Origin of the sequence: Halobacillus litoralis, assembly GCF_020171725.1 — a bacterium.
Taxonomy (GTDB): domain Bacteria; phylum Bacillota; class Bacilli; order Bacillales; family Halobacillaceae; genus Halobacillus; species Halobacillus litoralis_F.
This window is the reverse complement of the sequence record NZ_JAIVAJ010000003.1, coordinates 1-20,744: the sequence shown is the minus strand read 5'-3', so window position 1 is coordinate 20,744 and position 20,744 is coordinate 1. Positions and strand designations below refer to the sequence as shown.

The window sequence follows — 20,744 nt, the reverse complement described above, 5'->3', positions numbered from 1 at the left end:
AATAAGCTTAACTAAGACCAACAACCAAGAGGAGCGATCATCATGCTGAAGAAGTTCGTGGACCCCCTTTCCATCATGGAGACCATCCACCCGACATGCCTGATGCAGCATAAGCCGTACTATGAAGTGACGATGCAGGAAACCTTTCAGAAGCTGCATCGAGACCTCCCGCCGACGAAGGTCTGGGGCTATAACGGACAGTATCCTGGACCGACGTTTCACGTACAACGACATCAGCCCGTGCACGTATTGTGGAAAAATGAACTCCCCAGGCATCATTTCCTGCCGATTGATACGACCGTCCACGGCGCTGAGAAAAGCAATCCGGAAGTGCGGACCGTCGTGCACCTTCACGGAGGGGTTACGCCGGATACGAGTGACGGCTATCCAGAAGCATGGTTCACGCGTGATTTTGAAAAAGCAGGTCCCTACTTCACAAATAAAATGTACACCTATCCCAATCACCAGCCTGCGACGAACTTGTGGTACCACGACCATGCGATGGGCATCACCCGCCTCAACATATACGCCGGGCTTGCCGGGATGTACGTTGTCCATGATCATGAAGAAGCCCGCTTGAACCTCCCAAGTGAGCCATACGACATTCCATTGATCATTCAGGACCGTTCCTTTCACGAAGATGGAAGCTTGTTCTACCCAAGTGAACCAGATCAACCCGTAACCGTTCCACACCCACCTGTCGTACCAGAATTCTTCGGAGACACGATTCTCGTCAATGGAAAAGTGTGGCCCTATTTCAATGTAGAACCGAGACGGTACCGCTTCCGCATACTGAACGGGTCCAACACACGCTTTTATCAACTTTCCCTTTCCAACGGAACCCCCTTCATTCAAATCGGCACAGACCAAGGGTTGCTGGAAACGCCGATCCGCGTTCCGTCTCTAGTGCTTGCACCTGCAGAACGAGCGGACGTCATTGTCGATTTTTCCAACTGTGAGGGTCAATCGATTGTGATGCGAAATGCGTTCATCACACAGGGAGAAAAGCCAGACCCTGAAACAACAGGGAGCGTCATGCAATTCCGCGTCTCCAAGCCGCTCACCTGCCCGGACACAAGCTCCATACCTGCTCACCTGTCTTCTGTACCCAAGCTGACACATTACCAACGAACCCGTACGCTGAAACTCAACATGCGAAAAGATTCCTACGGCCGTGATATCCACCTGTTGGATGACCGGCTGTGGTCAGACCCCGTCACCGAAACTCCGAAGCTCGGTCAGACGGAAATATGGAACTTGGTCAACGTCACAGAAGCCACACACCCGATTCACCTACACCTCGTCCGTTTCCAAATCCTCGACCGTCAGCCGTTCGACCGGAAGCGGTTTGAAGATCATGGAGAGATTGTTGCCGCTGGACCTCGTGTTCTACCGGAGTTAAATGAGAGAGGATGGAAAGATACCGTTCGTGCCAGGGCTGGTGAGGTGACGCGGATTATTATGCCGTTCGGTCCTTATCCTGGGTTGTATGTATGGCATTGTCATATATTGGAGCATGAGGATTATGAGATGATGAGGCCTTATGTGGTGATTCGATAAGTAGAGTAAGTACCTGTCGCCTTCTACTCAGTGCGGCAGGTATCTATACATAGGTACACCCCCTTTAATGGCAGCGCAGAAAGACAGAGAGCAGTATTTTTTCACAAGAAGGAGCAGTCCCCTCATCCATCCATGGTATATTGGATATGAATGGAGTTGAAATGATGACAAATACAATGATCCATGTAGAAGGATTAGTGAAGAAATACGGGAATATGACGGCTGTCAACGGCGTTGAATTCGATGTGAAGGCTGGCGAAGTATTCGGTCTTCTAGGACCGAACGGGGCTGGAAAGACCACGACGATCGAAATGCTTGTCGGGCTCCGCAAGCCGGATAGCGGAACAGCTACTCTATCAGGCTACGACATCCGCAGACAAATCGATCAAGTGAAAGAGGTCATAGGCATTCAACTGCAGTCCACTTCGCTGTTTGAATTGCTGACCGTTCAAGAGATCATGCAGATGTACGCAAGCTTCTATCCAAGCCATTTCTCAATTCCACAACTGATTGATGACATGCTTTTAACAGAAAAGAAAAAGGATCGCATCAAAGGATTGTCGGGTGGCCAGAAGCAACGCCTTGCCATTGCCTTAGCGATTATCCATGACCCTGACATCATCTTTCTGGATGAACCGACGACTGGACTCGATCCTCAAGCGAGAAGAACGCTCTGGGATATCATCGAAACATTGAAATCCAAGGGGAAAACCATCGTTCTCTCCACCCATTACATGGATGAAGCGCACGTATTGTGTGACCGCATCGGGATTATGGACAAAGGGGAATTGATTGCCTTAGATACCCCGTCCAGATTAGTAAAAGAACTACATTCCGACAGCGCCATTGAATTCACGCTCCCGATCGGGGAAGACGATACTTTTCTTCGTCGCTTACAACGAGTGACTCAAGTTACGAACAGAGACGAAGCCTATGTCATTTACACCGACGACCTCCAACTGACATTGATTGATTTGATTCAACACTCCAAGGAAAATGACCTGATTCTACAAGACTTACAGACGAGAACCGCTACACTCGAGGATGTCTTTATACATATGACCGGAAGGAGTTTACGAGAATGAAAGCTTATTGGCAATTAACCCTAGCGCAGTTAAGAATCTTCGCACGCAATCGCCAGGTGCTGTTCTTCACACTGCTCTTTCCCATTATCCTTATGCTTACACTAGGTTCGTTTCTTGGAAACAGCGGAGGAACGAGTATTACGATGGCCGTCGTGAACCATGACGGATCACCTGAATCCGAACAGCTCCTCTCCACTTTTGATAACAATGAATCCATTCAACTTGATCAACACACGGATGTAGAAGAAGCATTAAATGAACTGAAAGAAAGTGACTATCAAGTCGTCATGGAAATCCCCGAAGGTTACGGCGAACAATTGCAATCCCATACGGATGAAAGCCAAGCCTTCGAGCTTCCCGTTTATTACAACGAAACGGATGCCACGGCTTCTCAGCTCGGGTTGACCGTCGTCAATGCAGCCATCGATCAAGTCAGTAAAAATATAGAAGACTACTCCCCGGCCGTAGCCGTCCAGGCTGAAGGCGTGCGTGCCTTGGATCTAGGCTACATCGATTTCCTAGTGCCCGGGATCGTCGCCATGATGATCATGAACAACAATATGAACGGAGTCGCCGGACAAATTTCCGCCTGGCGAGAGCGCGGAATCCTCCGCCGCATGCAAGGAACCCGTCTCAAAGCCTCGACATTTATAGCAGGACAAATCACAGCCAGGGTCATCTTAAACGCCTTACAAGCATTACTTGTGCTGATTGTCGCCAGTCTACTGTTCAATGTCCAGGTAAATGGCTCATGGCTCGCCCTGCTCACGTTCGTCGTACTCGGAACACTCGCCTTCATGGCCATCGGCTTCATCATCGCCGGTCTCGCGAAAAACCCGGAAAGCGCAGGCCCGATTGCCGGCTTCGCATCCTTCCCGATGCTATTCTTAGGCGGCGTCTTTTTCCCAATCAACAACATGCCGGAATACCTCCAGCCTATCGTCCATATTCTACCGATTTCCCATTTGAGTACAGCTCTTCGGGAAACGATGAATGTAGGATTGCCTTTCTTCGACCTTTGGCAGCACTGGCTTACGTTAGCCGCCTGGTTGGTTGTGGCCTTCTTCATCGCGAGTCGAACGTTTAAATGGGAATGATGTAAAGAATCTCTAGCGTCAACAGCATTAAAAAGGTGCAAGACCCCCACTACTTGAACGTAGCGGGGGTCTTGCACCCGGATAATTATGAAATGTTTAATGGCAAATAATCTGAAATTCCTTTTATACCCTATATCATGTTATACTAACAAACTTAGGATAAATACAATTTTTCTCTCTATAGAAACGATGCCTAGAAAAGCCTGCGCCTAGAGATGAAATCGGGAGGTGTAAGAGTATGAATAAACGATGGTCAATCGATAAAATTAATGGATTTGTTGAAAAGAATTCTGATAGTACTTTATTATCGACAGAATTCAACGGTTTCTCTCAAAAGTTACTTTTTAAGTGTTCATGTGGCAATGAGTTTGAAAAAACGTTTAAAAAATTTAAAAATAACAATCAACGTAAATGTGATGTATGCCAACCACCCAAAGCGTCACGTTAAGAGAGTTTATACGAAGAGCCAATTTCTTTTGAATAGAAGTTGTCTCTTTTTTAATTCATAGAAGTAATCCATCATAGAAGCGCGGGGACGGTTCCTAATTACAATAGAAACACCACTTCGTATGATGGAATTGCCCGCACTCAAACTAAAAATTCCTTACCCCTACTACTTTAGCGCAGTGGGGGTAAGGAACCCTCTTTAGCACCATCCACAATGAGGTCTATCCCTTCCATATGGTTTTTGCGCTTTATTATAAATGTCTTCTCAAAACATTATTTGGGATTATTAGATTGTTTTATTATCTCTAGTATAGTTTGTAATGGCACCTGGGTATTGTCAGCGTTATTTTGATGGGTGCTTTCATTATCAGTTGCAGCTGCTGTCTCTTTGGTAAACAAATGATCAGCTAATTTAAGCTTCATATCCTTAACTTCTTGAGGTGATTCATCTTGGTAATTTTGTAAGTATGGATTGATTGATTGGATTTTCATTTGTACATTTCTATTGTATCGGGCTTCTCTTTTATGGTCCCCAGCTTGTTTGGCTGAATATGTTATTAGAGCACCAATACCCAATGTTATTGAAAGTTTCTTGGTTATTTCCACCATTGTAAATGACGTAGAAGTTTCAACAAAAAATTCTGAAGCAAAAAATACCCAAACAGAATACAAAATTAACGCACCGAACCCTCCTATAGTTATTTTAGTCCACATTTTCCTTGCATTGTCTTCATCTTTAGCTGCTTTATTAAACTCTCCACTTATTGTTTTATCTGTCACAAATTCAAACAATTCATTAAGTTCGCTTTCTTTTTCCCTTAAGCTTTTATTTGTTTGTCCTGCTTGTTCATCAACTTTTTCGACTAGTTCTCCAAGTTGCTCTATATATGATTCTCTTTCTTCTTCTAAGACTTTATCTTTTTCTGTAATGAAAACATCTTTTTGTGTGGTTAATAGTTCTTCGATTTGCTTGGGTAGGTTTTCTTTTAAAGTTCTAATTTCTTCTTCATAGCTTGTCAGCTTTTGTGTTAAATCAGTAATTTCACTTTCTAATGTAGTTTTCAATCCAGCTACCTTTTCACCGTCCTCTGTTACATTTGCACGGTGTTGACTAATTGAACGTTTTACAGTGTGTATATGTTCTCTAAATTGCTCAAGATCATCTATAGTATGAGGGATTGAGAAGTGTTGTATAAGCTTTATAATAGTATCGCAATTTGCATTTGCGTTAGTTAGATTTGCAATTTGATTATTACCTTTATAGCCATTTATTTGATTATACATATTGTTTAGATTGTCATTAATAGTTTTCACAGAATCGTAAGGGGTGAGGATGAAATTAGCAGAATTGATTCTGCTTTCTAGAGCGTCTAAAACTAATTTAATTCGTTCTAATCGTTGTAACACTTGCTCTTGACCTTCAAGTTCTTTTTCCTCTTCAATAAGGGATATCATCTCCCTATTTCGAGCTATATTGGAGGTTATATTAAGCTCTTCGATTCTATTTATGTAGTTCTCCATACTAGTTGGTCCTCCCTATTTCTAATTACTTAAATTATAACAAAATACCAATATTAGGTCATTTAGAAAGCGGATAATAGATATTCCTAAAAATTATGTTATTAGTTAATTAATATTCAACCGTAAATAATACCGAATCTGGTCGGCTTAAAATGGAAGGATGTAGATTTAATAAACCATACCATAAGCATCACGAAGGAAGCGTGGGGACGGTTCTAGCGCTACAATTTACAATAGAAACACCGTTCGTAACAATATGATGGAATTGCCCGTACTCAAGCGTTTTGCAGCTAGAGAATGATCAAGTTAATAATACAAAAAAGAGGCTCCTCAAAAGTTTATTTAACTCATGAGAAGCCTCTATTCATATCGAAATGTTAGCATTTGGTTATCGAAATCATTCAAAACCCTTATCTATCAAGGGTTTGAGCGGTCATCACATCATGCCGCCCATTCCGCCCATGCCACCCATATCTGGCATACCGCCGCCAGAATTATCTTCTTCTGGGTGATCGGCTACTACCGCTTCTGTAGTCAAGAACATAGCGGCTACAGATGCTGCGTTTTGTAATGCGGAACGTGTTACTTTGGTTGGATCTACGATACCTTGTTCAACCATGTTGACCCATTCGCCTGTTGCGGCGTTGAATCCGACGCCGACTTCTTCGCCTTTAAGGCGCTCGACGATGATGGATCCTTCAAGGCCTGCGTTGTGGACGATTTGGCGAACTGGTTCTTCTAGTGCGCGGAGCACGATTGCGGCACCAGTTGCTTCGTCGTCTGAAAGGTCAAGACCTTCAACGGACGTGATGATGTTAACAAGCGCTGTACCACCACCGGCTACGATTCCTTCTTCTACTGCTGCTCTAGTAGAGTTCAGGGCGTCTTCGATGCGAAGTTTACGCTCTTTCAGTTCTGTTTCTGTTGCTGCGCCGACTTTGATGACAGCTACGCCGCCGGAAAGTTTTGCAAGGCGCTCTTGTAGTTTCTCTTTGTCGAATTCAGAAGTGGACTCTTCTGCTTGGGCACGGATTTGAGCGACGCGGGATGCGATTTGCTCTGGGTTTCCGTTTCCTTCGACGATGGTTGTATTGTCTTTTGTAATGACTGCTTTAGACGCGCGTCCAAGCTGGTCGATTGTTGTATTCTTCAGATCAAGACCTAGGTCTTCTGTGATCACAGTACCACCTGTAAGGGTAGCGATGTCTTCAAGCATTGCTTTACGACGGTCACCGAAGCCTGGTGCTTTAACGGATACAGCGTTGAATGTACCGCGTAGTTTGTTTACGACGATAGTCGCAAGTGCTTCGCCTTCTACGTCTTCAGAAATCAATAGAAGTGGCTTGGATTGTTGTACGACTTGCTCAAGGACAGGAAGAACTTCCTGGATGTTGTTGATCTTCTTGTCTGTGATCAAGATGTACGGATCCTCAAGAACCGCTTCCATCTTGTCTTGGTCAGTGACCATGTATGGAGAAGCATAGCCGCGGTCGAACTGCATACCTTCAACCACTTCTAGTTCTGTGTTGAATCCTTTAGATTCTTCGATTGTGATCACGCCGTCGTTTCCAACGCGCTCCATAGCTTCTGCGATCAGCTGGCCGACTTCGTTGTCAGCAGCCGAGATGCTTGCAACTTGTGCGATGGATTCGCGTCCTTCGATCGGCTTGGAGATTTTCTTAAGTTCTTCTGTAGCAACGGCTGTCGCTTTTTCAATACCACGACGGATGCCGACAGGATTTGCACCGGATGTTACGTTCTTAAGACCTTCGCGGATCATCGCCTGCGCTAGAACCGTCGCTGTTGTTGTACCGTCACCGGCAACATCGTTCGTCTTAGAAGCAACTTCGGATACAAGCTGTGCACCCATGTTCTCGAAGTGGTCCTGAAGTTCGATTTCTTTTGCGATTGTGACACCGTCGTTTGTAATCAGTGGAGAACCGAATTTCTTATCAAGAACGACGTTACGTCCTTTTGGTCCCAATGTTACTTTTACAGCATCAGCTAATGTATCTACACCACGCAGCATAGAGCGGCGTGCGTCTTCACTAAATTTAATTTCTTTAGCCATTTAAAATGCCCTCCTCATTAAATCGTATCTCTAAGTAAAGGTTGTCCAAACTTACTGGACAACGGCTAGAACGTCATTTTCGCGGATAATCAAGTATTCGTTTCCTTCATACTTCACTTCTGTACCTGCGAATTTAGAGTAAATTACGCGATCGCCTTCTGCGACTTCAAGCGCAACTTTTTCACCGTTATCTGTAATGCGGCCTGTACCGACTGCTACGACTTTACCTTCTTGCGGCTTTTCTTTCGCAGAGTCCGGAAGTACGATTCCGCTTGCAGTTGTCTGCTCTTCCTCAATCAATTCAATTACAATACGATCACCAAGTGGCTTTAACAATTCGAGCACCCTCCTTGAAAAGGTTTATTCAAATTTTGTCGTTTATTAGCACTCGTCAATGGAGAGTGCTAACACAATTCTTATCATAATGAATTCCTGCTTCATTTTCAAGTCATAACCCCATTATTTTTCACAATTTTTTTCGACATTTTCACGCCGCAGTCCTATTCCGTGATGACGGTTCGTAAACTGTGATAAAATACAGGAAGTATGTAAAAAACATGGATGAGAACGTCCTTTGTTCTTCAACATAAAAGGAGTTATGCAGCATGCCTAAACGTTATTGGTACATTATCATCACGTACATTGCGGCTCAGCTTTCGATCAGTCTCTTTCCTCTTTTCATGCTCGGGGGAATGAGTCGGAACGATGCGGTGACCACGATGTCCCTCATCAGCTTCTCCATTGCGACGGCTCTGATGATCTATCTCCTCAGGAAGGATATGAAGCAGGCTGAATTCAGAGAGGAGAACTCGACGCCTGGCGCGATTGTCCTCTGGTCGATTGCAGGTGTGTTTCTTGCCCTGTTCGCTCAAGGCATCGCCGCTTATATCGAAACGACGTTCCTCGGCATTCAGCCAGGCTCTGAGAATACGATGGGGCTGATGGAGATTGCGCGTGAATCACCGTTCTTCATTATCGTGCCTGTCCTATTCGCGCCGATCACGGAGGAGATCATTTTCCGTAAGATCATCTTCGGCAGTATTTATAAGCGCACGAACTTCTGGGTAGCTGTCATCGTATCCGCACTTGTATTCGGTGCGTTCCACTTTGATTTCACCCATATGCTAGTCTACTTCTCCATGGGCGTAGTATTCGCCTTCCTGTACGTCAAAACTCGTTCGATTATTACACCAATCGTGGCTCACATGGCCATGAACTCGTTCGTCGTCATCACCCAGTACTTCCTGGACGAAGAGCAGATCGAAAGAATGCGGGAACAATTGGAGACCATCTTTATTGGAGGCCTTTTATAATATGAGAACTTCACCATTGTTCATGGCGTTCCTTTACTTCGGCATGGGGGTTGCGTTCACGTACATCGCAGCCCAGGCCGCAGGAGAGACGGTATGGAATGCAACGACGCTGCTGCTCGCCATCGTGGCGACGTTCAACATTGCGGTAGCGATCCGCTTGTTCAATCTTCATTTGAAGATCAGTCAAAAGGATAATAACAACAAGAAGAAGTAAAAGCACGGAGGTGGATGCCTCCGTGCTTTTTTCATTGTTCTTTCGTATTCGCTTGCGAAAATGTAATAAGAAGGGTTTTAACGACGTTTGTTTGTCCTCACCGTTTGGAAGGGAAGATTATATTTGGATTATCGACGTTTCTTCTCTCTCGGCGCTTTGAAACGTCGTTTATATTCGTTTTATCTACCTTTCATCTTTCCCACCACTACGAAACGTCGTTTATATTCGTTTTATCTACCTTTCATCCTTCTCACCACTACGAAACGTCGATTATATCTGTTTTATCTACCTTTCATCTCTCCCACTGCTGCAAAACGTCGATTATATGAAAATTATCGACGTTTCACCTCACTCATGATGTCAAAAAGTAGATAATAACCATCAACTTCTCTATTTCTTATCATCCTGTACGCCTTTCAAAATGAAAGATATCGGGAAGGCGATTAACAGGACGACGGCTGAGACGAGGAAGGCTTCGTTGATGGTCTGGAGCTTGGCCGCTTCCGTTGCAAGTCCTCCTCCCATCTCGAGCTGGGCACGTCTTGTTTCATAGTAGATGGAGAAAAAGACGATTCCGAGTGAAGATGAGATTTGGCGGATGATGTTGTTCATCGCAGATCCTTGGGCGACGAGCTTGTCGTCGATGGCATTCATGCCGGATGTCGTGGCCGGAATGTTGCTCATGCCCATGCCCATTCCACGGACAGTATTCAATAGTAGAATCAGCCAGTACGGTGTGGACAGCTTGATGAAGCCGAGTCCGATCGTTGAGGATGCCATGATCAATAGACCGGGCGGCACGACGTATTTGGGTCCTTTCTTGTCCAAGATGTTCCCGCCAATCGACATGAAGATGCCGCTTGCTGCCGCTGCGGGCAGGAAGAGCAGTCCGGTCAATACTTCGTTCATGCCGTACACTTCCTGAATCAACAGCGGAAGCAAGAAGATACCGGAGAACAGGCCGATCGAGGCTGCGGATGTACAGACGATCGAGACGGCATAGGTCGGTACTTTGAAGACGGTCAGGTTCAGAAGCGGGTCTTTCTGTCGGTTTTCATAGAGGACGAAGATGACCAGCGCGATGAGACCGGCTAGTACCAGTGTGATGTTCAACGTGTCGAACAGCTTCTCTGGTGTTCGTCCTCGGCCGAGGGCGTATAAGACCGCACCGATTCCGAGCGTGACGATGACGAAGCCGCCATAGTCGAATTTCTTGTCCGGGTTCGTCTCTGTTTTATCTAAGAATTTACTGGATAAGATCAATCCTGTGACGCCGAACGGGATGTTCAGGGCGAAGAGCCATGGCCAGTCGACGTATTGGATGAGCACGCCTCCGACAGTCGGGCCGATGGCTGGGGCGACCATGGCGGCGATGCCGTAGACGCCTGTTGCGAGTCCTCGTTCATGACGGGGAAAGGCATTGAAGATGAGTGCCATGGCGATTGGAAGCATGAGGCCGCCTGCAATCCCTTGAATCGCACGGGACATGATGACCATCGACAAATTTTGCGAAAAGAAGCCACATATCGAACCGACGATGAACAGGCTGAGTCCGGTGATGTAGACTTTCTTCTTGCCGAAGCGGTCTCCGAAGTAGCCGGTGAGCGGCATCGTCATCCCCATGGCGACCATGAAAATGGTGATGATCCAGCCGACAGCTACGGCGTTGGCATCGAAGATTTGGATGAAGCGCGGAAGAATCGGGTTCAACATACTGTTATTCAGAATGACTGTGAACGTACCGAATAGAACCGATACGACGACGAGCCACTTTTTTTGGATTTTATGCAGCAATTCGGGCGCCTCCTCTCCATTTTTCACTACCTTTTCTATATACCACTGAGAGGTTTCATTAACCTTACGGAAGCCGATTTCGTCGATTTTTTCAAGGGTTGTGGACAGTGCGGGGATGGTAACGTTTACGCCTTCCTGATGTAAACGCTCCCCCTTTCTTCCATAGGTTTACAACTTGTTCGTTCGTGGGTAAAGGCGTCCCATAAGGAGGAGATGTAAGATGAGATTGAAAAATAAAACGGCTGTGATTACAGGGTCTGCGACTGGAATCGGAGCAGCGACGGCTTATTTGTTCGCGAAGGAAGGGGCGAAGGTCGTCTGTGCGGATGTGAATGTGGAGGATGTGCAGAAAACCGTAAATGAAATCAAGGAGGCAGGCGGTCAGGCGGAAGCACGGGAGCTCGACGTGTCGGATGCTGATCAAGTGGAGTCGTTTGCCCAATACTTAAAGGAAGAATACGAAACCGTTGACGTGCTGTTCAACAATGCAGGTGTCGATCAGGAAGGCGGAAAAGTCCATGAGTATCCGATCGAACTGTTCGACCGGATCTTGGCCGTCGACCTCAGAGGGACGTTTCTGGTAAGCAAATTTCTCCTTCCATTAATGATGGACCGTGGCGGATCGATTATTAATACGACGTCCATGTCCGGACGCGCGGCAGACTTGGACCGTTCCGGCTACAACGCGGCAAAAGGAGGCGTCATCAACTTCACGAAGGCCCTCGCCATCGACTACGGGCGCTATGGCATCCGTGCGAACTCGATTGCGCCTGGAACGATTGAGACACCGCTGATCGATAAGCTGGCAGGCTCTGAAGAAGAAGACGAAGGCCAAGAGTTCCGCGACGCCCAGAAGTGGGTTACACCACTCGGTCGATTAGGAGCACCGGAAGAAATGGCAAGCGTCGCCCTTTTCCTTGCCTCTGATGAAAGTTCGTTTGTAACGGGCGAGAACATCTTAGCAGACGGTGGTTTGCAAGCTTACACGTGGCCGGGCAAGATGTTGATCGATAAGAGTTGGAAAGAGAATATTAAGTAAGGGGGGGGGGCAGCATGCTCGGTTTGAGTGTGCTGGCTTTTTTTGTATGGTTGGGGTTTGAGAAAAGCTCTTAAACTACTATTGGGACTCACTGGCTCTCTTTGGCTTGGACCTTGTCCTTTTAAATTTTTATTGGGACTAGCTGGACCTCTACCTGGCTGCTCGCTGTCCTATTTATCTCTTATTGGGACTACCATTACCTCGACTCGAACGCTCACTGTCCCATTAATCTTTTATTCGGACTACCATCACCTCGACTGCAATGCTCACTGTCCCATTAATCTTTTATTCGGACTACCATCACCTCGACCTCAATGCTCACTGTCCCATTAACCTTTTATCAGGACAGCCGCTCCCCCAACCAACACCCCGCCTGTCCCATAAACGCCCATTAAAAAAAGCCAGCATACGCATTGTGGTATGCTGGCTTCAAAATCATTCCTCTTCTTCTCCATCCTCCAGCGGATAGTGCTTCAAGAAATAGACGAGAGCCTGCAGCTCTACGGCAAGGTCGATATGGTGGACACGTACATGAGGCGGAACGGTGATCCTGGCTGGTGTGAAGTTCAGGATCGCGGTGACGCCCGCTTCGATGAGGCGTTCGGCCATGCCTTGGGCTGCGTTGGACGGGACGGTGAGGATGGCGACTTTGATGTTTTCGATTTTGTTTTCGAAGTCATCGATGTGTTCGACCTTCACTCCGCCGACCTCTGTGCCGACGCGCCGCTTGTCCGCATCGAAGGCGACCTGGATGCGGGTGTTGTTGTTCTTTGTAAAATTATAGTTCAAGAACGCTGTTCCGAGGTTTCCGACTCCGATCAAGGCGACTTCTGTCGTCTCATCCTGGTCGAGTGTCTTTCGGAAAAAGGAAAGCAGGTATTCGACGTTGTAGCCGTATCCTTTTTTCCCGAGCGCTCCGAAATAGGAAAAGTCTCGTCGGATCGTCGCCGAGTCGACTTTGACTGCTTCGCTCAGTTCTTTCGACGATACACGTAATTTACCCTGGCTGTGGAGATTGTTGATAAACCGGTAATAGAGTGGCAGTCGTTTAGCTGTTGCCTGCGGTATTTTCGTTGGTTCTGTATCCATGCCATTTCCCTCCTTTATCTGCGGTAATCTCCGCTTTTCCCACCTGTCTTCTCGATGAGGTGAGTTGGTCCAATGACCATTCCTTTATCGATGGCCTTGCACATGTCATATACGGTAAGCGCCGTCGCAGAGGCTGCCGTTAGCGCTTCCATTTCTACACCTGTGCTTCCCTTCGTTTTGACGAACACTTCGATATGAAGAATATAGGCTTCCTCGACTTCCCATTCGAAGGAAATGTCGACGCCTGATAGTGATAACGGGTGACACATTGGAATCCAATCCGAGGTCTTCTTTGCGGCCATGATGCCCGCTACCTGTGCAACAGACAGGACGTCCCCCTTCGCCATTTCCTGATGCGTCACTTTATGATAAATCTCTTCGTTCACTTCAACACTGGATTTGGCAATCGCGGTGCGTACGGTTTCTTTCTTCTCGGAAATGTCGACCATCCGCGCCCGACCTTGCTCATTGATATGAGTCAAATCTGACATGCCCACGACTCCTTTCAATTGGAACATTACCCCTATTCTATCAAAAAAATAGGGAGAAGTCGTTAAATGTTTCACATAGTAAGCCCATAGTCTTGCCTGCTCATTCAAATATAAGATACACTTGTCTCATTGAGGTGAAACGACATGATTCTCATGCAATTGAATCAGCTCGAAAAACGATTCGGAGCTGAGTTAATTTTATCGAATATTAAGTTAGAAGTACAAACAAATGACCGCATCGCGATTGTCGGGCGGAACGGTGCCGGGAAGTCGACCCTCCTGAAAATCATGGCTGGCGAAATGAGCTATGATGGAGGAGAGATTTTCAAGCCGAAAGACACGACCGTCGGCTACCTTGCCCAGAATACCGGCCTGCAGTCGAATGAATCGATCTGGAATGAGATGGAGACCGTCTTCGCCCATCTGAAGGACTGGGAAAAAGAACTGAGATCGATGGAAGCGAAGATGGCCGACCCGGACTTGATCGCAGATGAGACGCGCTACCAGCAGTTGTTGAACGAGTATGACCGGAAGCAGGAAGCCTTCAAGACCGCCGGCGGCTACCAATACGAAGCCGATATTAAAGCGGTCCTGAACGGATTGAACTTCCATGACTTCGACTGGAGCACCTCCATCGACTCACTCAGTGGCGGACAGAAAACCCGTCTCGCTTTAGGGAAGCTGCTTTTATCGAAGCCTGACGTCCTCATACTGGACGAGCCGACCAACCACTTGGATATCGATACCCTGTCGTGGCTTGAGAGCTACCTGTCCGGCTATGACGGAGCCGTCGTCATCGTCTCACACGACCGTTACTTCCTCGATAAGATCGTCGATACCGTATACGAGATCGCCTTCCAATCATCGAAGCGCTACACAGGTAACTATACCGATTACCTGAAGCGCAAGGAAGCCGACTATGAAATCGAGATGAAGCACTTCGAGAAGCAGCAGAAGGAAATCGAGAAGATGGAAGACTTCATCGCGAAGAACATCGTCCGTGCCACAACGAGTAAACGAGCACAAAGCAGACGCAAACAGCTTGAGAAAATGGAACGGCTCGAGAAACCGAAAGACGATGATAAATCGGCAAGCTTCCAGTTCCAAATTGACAAAAAGAGCGGAAATGACGTGCTGCGCCTGCAGGACTACGCATTCCGGTACCCGAACGCATCCCACTACCTGTTCGACAACCTGCGCCTCGACTTGAACCGTGGCGATTCAGTTGCCCTCGTCGGACCGAACGGAGTCGGGAAAACGACGTTGCTGAAGACGATCATCGACGATTTAGAAGCCTCTAAAGGGGAAAAGATGATCGGAACGAACGTTCAAATCGCGTACTACGATCAGGAACAGACGAAACTGAATTCGAAGAAAACCGTGCTGAACGAGCTTTGGGATGACTACCCGATGAAGAATGAAAAAGACATCCGCACCGTGCTCGGGAACTTCCTGTTCTCCGGCGAGGATGTATTGAAGCCGGTTTCTGCCCTCAGCGGTGGCGAGAAGGCACGATTGTCCCTTGCTAAGCTGATGATGCAGAAAGCCAATTTCCTCATTCTCGATGAGCCGACCAACCACCTCGACCTTGATAGTAAGGAAGTGTTGGAAGCCGCACTCATCGATTATCCAGGCACCCTGCTTTTCGTTTCACACGACCGTTACTTTATCAACAAAATCGCAACCCAAGTCGTGGAAATGCTGCCCGGCGAAACACGGAAGTTCCTCGGAGACTACGATTATTATGCAAACAAAAAGCAGGAAGAATACGAGCTCCAGCAAATCGAAGAAGCGGAACGCGCCGCAAACGAACCCGCTTCCACCGAGAATCAAACGAAAAACAGCTTCCAACAAGACAAAGAAGCAAAACGCGAAGAGCGCAAACGGAACCGCCGCATCTCAGAAATCGAAGCACGCATCGAAGAACTCGAAGCCCAGCTCGAAGAGAACGACGAACTACTCTGTGACCCTGACATCTACCAGGACCACGAACGTTCACTCGAACTGACAGAAAGCAATGAACAACTGAACAAAGAACTCGAATCACTCATGGAAGAATGGGAAACCCTCCACGAATAAGAGGGTGTGTATAAGTGGCCAAGCCTCCATTAAATCCGTACGACACCTATGAATGGATGTCGTACGGATTTTGTCTTGCAGATACGGTTTTGAAATCTCTCATTACGGCAGACACTCCCCCTGTATTGCTGCAGAACATTCAGGTTCAGACTATCTTACGTAAAGGTGATGGGGAAACGGGGAGACTCCTACCTGATGATCCCGCAGTGAGCGAAGCGAAAGAGGAAGCTCACCGTCCGCCGCGGAAAGCGAGTTATTTTCCACTCCACTGTCCACACCATATGGTACAGAACCTTTTCAACCTAAGAATCGACAAAATACGTTATGCATGAATGCTGTATAGAGGATATGAACCATGATTCATTACCCACATGGTTTTCCACATCAGAAACACTAATTTTACGGTTTTCAACAGGTTTATTCACATTATCCACATTTATGTACAGACTTATCCACATTTTTGTTAACGATTTCTTAACGCATTTACACGACCTTTACACAGATTATCCACTGCATATTCATACATTGTGGATAAGTTTACTGGAAAAGAAATGAATTCCGATAAACGCTATACCCCCTGTCCTCATAGGGTTCAGCCTTCACCTAAAAAGTAGAAAAGCTCAGAGTTTTCAGACTCTGAGCTTGTATCATCCACTTATTCTGTTGATAACTTTCCACGATTTCCGTAAAGCTCAAGGTCGAGGCCTGGGTTTGCGTTCAAGTCCCACTGTGCACGGTGACCTTGGTTGTAGGCTACAGCACCTGCTGCGGCAATCATTGCTGCATTATCTGTACACAAGTGGATAGGTGGAATCAGCAATTCTGTATCCACAGCTTCGAATTTCTCCTGTAAGGCAGCTCGCAATCCGCGATTTGCTGCTACTCCACCTGCTACGATCATTTGTTTCACACCGTACTCCTCGGCTGCACGCAATGCTTTTGTGGATAACACGTCCACAACACTAGCCTGGAAGCTTGCGGCCACATCTTCAGGTCTGTATTCGATCCCTTTTTGCTTGGCGTTGTGGAGGGTGTTGATAACTGAAGACTTCAAACCGCTGAAGCTGAAGTCATACGAACCATCCTCCAACCAGGAACGAGGGAAATCGATCACCTCTTCTCCTTCCTTCGCCAGCCTGTCGATATGTGGGCCTCCTGGATAAGGAAGCTTGAGCGTACGAGCCACCTTATCATACGCTTCTCCTGCTGCATCATCCCGGGTCTCTCCGATAATCTCGAACTTTCCATGCTCCCGCATCAAGACAAGCTCAGTATGACCCCCTGATACAACAAGTGCGAGCAGCGGGAACTCGAATTCTTTATCCAGACGATTGGCGTAAATGTGCCCGGCGATATGATGGACACCGACAAGAGGCTTCTGCTTCGCAAAGGCAATGGACTTGGCGGCGTTCACACCGACAAGCAGTGCCCCCACTAGGCCTGGACCTTCTGTCACAGCAATCGCATCCATATCATCAAGACTGAGTCCTGAGTCATCCAGCGCTTCCTGCAAGGTAACCGTCATCTGTTCAATATGGTGACGCGAAGCGATTTCCGGTACAACACCGCCAAAACGCTTATGGCTCTCAATCTGAGAAGCCACAATGTTCGTGACAAGCTCCCGTTCATTTTTCACAATGGCTACGGCTGTTTCGTCACAGCTCGTTTCAATCGCTAATAGATATTGATTTTTACTCATTTTAATCCCACCCACATGACTAATGCATCTTCACCGTTATCGCTGTAGTAGCGTTTACGGATGCCGCCTGGCACAAGGCCGAACTTTCGGTACATGTGCTGAGCCGCGGTATTTGAAACTCTGACTTCTAACGATAGCTGAATCGCTCCGTGTTCAATCGCTTCCTGACAAGCATGGCGGAACAGCTTTTCTCCGTACTGCTGCCCCCTGGAATCAGGGTGAATGGCGATGTTCGTGACATGGGCTTCATCAATGATCACCCATAAGCCACAGTATCCAAAGACATGCTCATCCTTCTCAATTACAAAATAGTGCGCATACGGATTGCCGTCGACTTCTTTCTCAAACGTCCCTGAATCCCAAGGGACTGGAAACGACGCACGCTCCACATCCATCACATCCGGAATATCCTCTTTCTGCATTCGCCGAACGGTTACCATGCTACTTCTCCTTCTGCTGGTCGAGCCACTTCTGCTCGGCTTCCGGAATCCTTAAGTAGTTCGGCACCAATTCGTGAACTGTCCCCGGCTCTTTTTTCTCACCGGAAAGGGCAATCAAGGAAGGTCTCGAATAATGATAAGGATAGGAAGGGAGCACCGCACGGCTGCCCAGGATCTCCCGAATCAACTCTTCATGCACACTCAAATCCTGGCTGACAAAAAGAATCTTCTGATCGAGCTCTGAAAGCTCCTTCAGCCAGTCTTCCATCAATACGTTCTTCTCCTCTTTCACAACGTTCATATCTGCATCGTAGAGACCCGTGTACACAAGTCCTCTCCGGGCATCAAAGAAAGGAGCAACATATCCATCAAAGAACGCACCCTGTCTTGCCACGGCTTCTAAGCTGGAGACTCCGACAACCGGAATATCAAGCGACCATGCCATCGTCTTTGCCGTCGTCAGGCCAATTCGCACGCCTGTATAAGAGCCGGGACCATGAGCCACGGCAATCCGGTCTAACTCCTCCGGTGCAACGCCGGTTTCCTTCATTAACGCGTCCACCGCAGGCATCAGGCGAATGGAGTGGTTCTTTTTCAAATGGGTGACGTATTCCCCTGCTACAACCCCGTCTTTCACGATTGCGACACCCATGACGTAGTTGGATGTATCAATTGCTAAAATGTTCATGGCGCTAACTCCTTACAAATCTGGTCAAAGTGATCCGAGTGGGCATCAAGAGAAATGACGCGTTCATCATCCCCTTTGTAGGCAATTTGAATCGCCAATCGTTTCTCCGGGAGGAATTCTTCAATAAAGTGTGCCCACTCGACTACACATACTCCCTCCCCATTAAAGTACTCGTCAAAGCCTAGATCTTCATCACTATCTTCAAGACGGTACACATCCATATGATAAAAAGGCATCCGTCCTTGATATTCTTTAATAATCGTAAAGGTCGGGCTGTTGATTGTACGCTTCACCCCGAGCCCTTTGCCCAGTCCTTTGGTAAAGGTCGTCTTTCCAGCGCCGAGGTCGCCCTCCAGCGTGCAGACGTCCCCTTCTTCCAACCGTTCACCTAAACGCTCCGCAAACTCCATCGTTTCGTCAGCGGATGTGCTCGTCCACTCATACTGCGCCATCGACTCACCCTCTCTTCATATGTGTATAACCTGTTTTCTCAAGGAGTTTCTGCACTCCCTCTTCTACTATATAGACGGATGGATGGTTTTTCTTCTTTTCGGTCACCTTACCGATTCTTGTGATCGGCACTCCTGTCTGAGATGCTGCTTCCTGAACGACAGCCCACTCACTCTCAGAAACTGTACCAATGAGTTCGAAATCCTCTCCTCCAGAGAGCATCCATTCCTTCATCTTTTCAGGATATAAGGCTTGAATCGCTTTTGAAAAAGGGAGCGCGTCCACGTCGAGCACCAGATCCACATCTGATGATTCCGCTATCTCATTCGCCTCATTCGCAATCCCATCACTCACATCGTTCAACGCTACACGTTCACAAGCACCTATTGCGTCGGCAAAAGCAACTCTCGGTGAAGGCCTCCGGTGACGTCCAATCAAATAAAGCGAATCCTCTGTTTCCTCTTTCTGATCGAATAGACACGCAAGCCCCGCACGGGAATCACCTAATGACCCTGTAACAAAAACAACATCACCCGGCACAGCAGCCGAACGATATCGTGCCATATCCTTTGTCACATAACCGAAAACCGTCACAGACACGCATAGCTCCTGTCCTCCTACCGTATCGCCGCCGATCAAGTCCATATGATACGAATCCGCAAGCTCGCCCATCCCTTTATATAATTGATCCAGTTCCTCCTGTGACCAATCATCAGGCACAACGAGAGACACGAGATAGAAAGCGGGACGGCTCCCCATCGCCGCTAAATCACTCAAGTTCGCTGCTAACGCGCGATACCCGACATCTGCTGCCTCCATCGTCTCTTTAGAGAAATGAACACCCTCCACCATCGTATCCACTGCTGTGACGACGTCCTGTCCCATAGGACGGAACACTGCTGCATCGTCATCTATACCTTTAATTAAAGTAGGCTGCCGATACGTATTCGGACGGATTGACCGAATAAAAGAAAACTCATCCATACGAACGCTCCTCATTCTTTTCAATATGCCTATTATACCAAGATTCCCTGGTTGTTAACAAAAAGGAGCTTCCTTTGCTTCTACTCTATAAAAAAATCCATAACAAAAGCCTTAGGAAAACTTCCTAAGGCTGGAACATGTAAATTTAGAAGTGGCGGTCCGGACGGGACTCGAACCCGCGACCTCCTGCGTGACAGGCAGGCATTCTAACCAACTGAACTACCGGACCTAACTTATGTATGGATCTTTATCAAGAATAATTTGGTTGCGGGGACAGGATTTGAACCTGTGACCTCCGGGTTATGAGCCCGACGAGCTACCAGACTGCTCTACCCCGCGATGTTGTGGGAATTTTTCATTTTAGTTCCCATTATAAAATTTGTAATGACATGGCGGCGTCCTACTCTCACGGGGGTAAACCCGACTACCATCGGCGCTGAAGAGCTTAACTGCTGTGTTCGGCATGGGAACAGGTGTGACCTCTTCGCCTTCACCACCATATCATTATAAGGTTTAAAAGTAAACCTTCAAAACTGGATAAGAGTTGTTCAAACCGAAATAAATGTCTTTTCAGATAGATAAGTCATCGATCCATTAGTATCTGTCAGCTCCACGTGTCACCACGCTTCCACCTCAGACCTATCAACCTCATCATCTCTGAGGGATCTTAATTACTCTGGGTA

The 20,744-nt window shown here is 47.2% G+C and carries 19 protein-coding genes, 2 tRNA genes and 2 rRNA genes; 8 read left to right on the top strand and 15 right to left on the bottom strand.

Annotated features, from left to right (window positions below):
- Positions 1 to 39: 39 nt before the first annotated feature.
- The 4 genes from LCM20_RS07550 to LCM20_RS07535 all read left to right on the top strand — a co-directional run bounded on the left by LCM20_RS07550 (position 40) and on the right by LCM20_RS07535 (position 4,190).
- Positions 40 to 1,560: a multicopper oxidase family protein gene (locus tag LCM20_RS07550; protein ID WP_225195030.1), complete on the top strand. Its 1,521-nt coding sequence runs from the start codon at positions 40 to 42 to the stop codon at positions 1,558 to 1,560.
- Between the two features lie 164 nt (positions 1,561 to 1,724).
- Positions 1,725 to 2,645 carry an ABC transporter ATP-binding protein gene (locus LCM20_RS07545; RefSeq protein ID WP_412097993.1) on the top strand — a complete coding sequence of 307 codons (921 nt, stop codon included), beginning with the start codon at positions 1,725 to 1,727 and terminating at the stop codon, positions 2,643 to 2,645.
- Positions 2,642 to 3,742, top strand: a complete 1,101-nt coding sequence (locus LCM20_RS07540; protein ID WP_225194829.1) for an ABC transporter permease — start codon at positions 2,642 to 2,644, stop codon at positions 3,740 to 3,742. The genes LCM20_RS07545 and LCM20_RS07540 overlap by 4 nt, the downstream gene beginning before the upstream one ends.
- A 238-nt stretch (positions 3,743 to 3,980) precedes the next feature.
- Positions 3,981 to 4,190 carry a hypothetical protein gene (locus tag LCM20_RS07535; protein ID WP_225194828.1) on the top strand — a complete coding sequence of 70 codons (210 nt, stop codon included), beginning with the start codon at positions 3,981 to 3,983 and terminating at the stop codon, positions 4,188 to 4,190.
- 272 nt (positions 4,191 to 4,462) lie between these two features.
- Here the strand turns inward: LCM20_RS07535 and LCM20_RS07530 are convergent, their stop codons facing one another.
- The 3 genes from LCM20_RS07530 to groES all read right to left on the bottom strand — a co-directional run bounded on the left by LCM20_RS07530 (position 4,463) and on the right by groES (position 8,117).
- A complete protein-coding gene (locus LCM20_RS07530; protein WP_225194827.1) occupies positions 4,463 to 5,710 on the bottom strand; it encodes a hypothetical protein in 1,248 nt (415 codons plus the stop codon).
- 436 nt (positions 5,711 to 6,146) lie between these two features.
- Positions 6,147 to 7,781: a chaperonin GroEL gene (groL, locus tag LCM20_RS07525; RefSeq protein WP_225194826.1), complete on the bottom strand. Its 1,635-nt coding sequence runs from the start codon at positions 7,779 to 7,781 to the stop codon at positions 6,147 to 6,149.
- A gap of 51 nt (positions 7,782 to 7,832) precedes the next feature.
- A complete protein-coding gene (groES, locus tag LCM20_RS07520) occupies positions 7,833 to 8,117 on the bottom strand; it encodes a co-chaperone GroES (RefSeq protein WP_225194825.1) in 285 nt (94 codons plus the stop codon).
- Between the two features lie 269 nt (positions 8,118 to 8,386).
- Here groES and LCM20_RS07515 point away from each other — a divergent pair, with 269 nt between their 5' ends.
- Both LCM20_RS07515 and LCM20_RS07510 read left to right on the top strand, forming a co-directional pair.
- A complete protein-coding gene (locus tag LCM20_RS07515) occupies positions 8,387 to 9,094 on the top strand; it encodes a CPBP family intramembrane glutamic endopeptidase (protein WP_225194824.1) in 708 nt (235 codons plus the stop codon).
- Between the two features lies 1 nt (position 9,095).
- Positions 9,096 to 9,308 carry a YdiK family protein gene (locus LCM20_RS07510; RefSeq protein WP_225194823.1) on the top strand — a complete coding sequence of 71 codons (213 nt, stop codon included), beginning with the start codon at positions 9,096 to 9,098 and terminating at the stop codon, positions 9,306 to 9,308.
- A gap of 390 nt (positions 9,309 to 9,698) precedes the next feature.
- Here the strand turns inward: LCM20_RS07510 and LCM20_RS07505 are convergent, their stop codons facing one another.
- Entirely contained in the window at positions 9,699 to 11,129 is a 1,431-nt protein-coding gene (locus LCM20_RS07505) for an MDR family MFS transporter (protein ID WP_412097988.1), read from the bottom strand.
- A gap of 193 nt (positions 11,130 to 11,322) precedes the next feature.
- Between LCM20_RS07505 and LCM20_RS07500 the strand changes: the two genes are divergently transcribed.
- The gene (locus LCM20_RS07500; RefSeq protein WP_225194822.1) at positions 11,323 to 12,141 is read left to right on the top strand and encodes an SDR family oxidoreductase; all 819 of its coding nucleotides are present in this window, start codon (positions 11,323 to 11,325) and stop codon (positions 12,139 to 12,141) included.
- A 435-nt stretch (positions 12,142 to 12,576) separates the two neighbouring features.
- Here LCM20_RS07500 and LCM20_RS07495 read toward each other — a convergent pair whose 3' ends face one another.
- Together LCM20_RS07495 and moaC are read right to left on the bottom strand one after the other, a co-directional pair.
- Entirely contained in the window at positions 12,577 to 13,230 is a 654-nt protein-coding gene (locus LCM20_RS07495) for a redox-sensing transcriptional repressor Rex (protein ID WP_225194821.1), read from the bottom strand.
- A 14-nt stretch (positions 13,231 to 13,244) separates the two neighbouring features.
- Positions 13,245 to 13,721, bottom strand: coding sequence for a cyclic pyranopterin monophosphate synthase MoaC (gene moaC, locus LCM20_RS07490; RefSeq protein WP_225194820.1), 477 nt, complete (start codon positions 13,719 to 13,721; stop codon positions 13,245 to 13,247).
- 144 nt (positions 13,722 to 13,865) lie between these two features.
- Between moaC and LCM20_RS07485 the strand changes: the two genes are divergently transcribed.
- On the top strand, positions 13,866 to 15,800 hold the full coding sequence (locus tag LCM20_RS07485) for an ABC-F family ATP-binding cassette domain-containing protein (protein WP_318247302.1): 1,935 nt from the start codon (positions 13,866 to 13,868) through the stop codon (positions 15,798 to 15,800).
- Positions 15,801 to 16,455: 655 nt separating this feature from the next.
- Here the strand turns inward: LCM20_RS07485 and tsaD are convergent.
- The 9 genes from tsaD to LCM20_RS07440 all read right to left on the bottom strand — a co-directional run.
- Entirely contained in the window at positions 16,456 to 17,499 is a 1,044-nt protein-coding gene (tsaD, locus tag LCM20_RS07480; RefSeq protein ID WP_225194819.1) for a tRNA (adenosine(37)-N6)-threonylcarbamoyltransferase complex transferase subunit TsaD, read from the bottom strand.
- Positions 17,496 to 17,939 (bottom strand): ribosomal protein S18-alanine N-acetyltransferase, encoded by a 444-nt coding sequence (rimI, locus tag LCM20_RS07475; protein ID WP_225194818.1) that lies wholly within the window; start codon positions 17,937 to 17,939, stop codon positions 17,496 to 17,498. The genes tsaD and rimI overlap by 4 nt, the downstream gene beginning before the upstream one ends.
- A gap of 1 nt (position 17,940) precedes the next feature.
- Positions 17,941 to 18,627 (bottom strand): tRNA (adenosine(37)-N6)-threonylcarbamoyltransferase complex dimerization subunit type 1 TsaB, encoded by a 687-nt coding sequence (gene tsaB / locus LCM20_RS07470; protein WP_225194817.1) that lies wholly within the window; start codon positions 18,625 to 18,627, stop codon positions 17,941 to 17,943.
- A complete protein-coding gene (tsaE, locus tag LCM20_RS07465) occupies positions 18,624 to 19,079 on the bottom strand; it encodes a tRNA (adenosine(37)-N6)-threonylcarbamoyltransferase complex ATPase subunit type 1 TsaE (RefSeq protein WP_225194816.1) in 456 nt (151 codons plus the stop codon). The genes tsaB and tsaE overlap by 4 nt, the downstream gene beginning before the upstream one ends.
- Before the next feature lie 4 nt (positions 19,080 to 19,083).
- Positions 19,084 to 20,061: a thiamine-phosphate kinase gene (gene thiL, locus LCM20_RS07460; protein WP_225194815.1), complete on the bottom strand. Its 978-nt coding sequence runs from the start codon at positions 20,059 to 20,061 to the stop codon at positions 19,084 to 19,086.
- 152 nt (positions 20,062 to 20,213) lie between these two features.
- A tRNA-Asp gene (locus tag LCM20_RS07455) sits at positions 20,214 to 20,290 on the bottom strand.
- Between the two features lie 33 nt (positions 20,291 to 20,323).
- Positions 20,324 to 20,400: transfer RNA gene (locus tag LCM20_RS07450), tRNA-Met, on the bottom strand.
- A 48-nt stretch (positions 20,401 to 20,448) separates the two neighbouring features.
- Positions 20,449 to 20,562: ribosomal RNA gene (gene rrf / locus LCM20_RS07445) — 5S ribosomal RNA — on the bottom strand.
- A 73-nt stretch (positions 20,563 to 20,635) separates the two neighbouring features.
- A 23S ribosomal RNA gene (locus tag LCM20_RS07440) occupies positions 20,636 to 20,744 on the bottom strand; the annotation flags it as partial.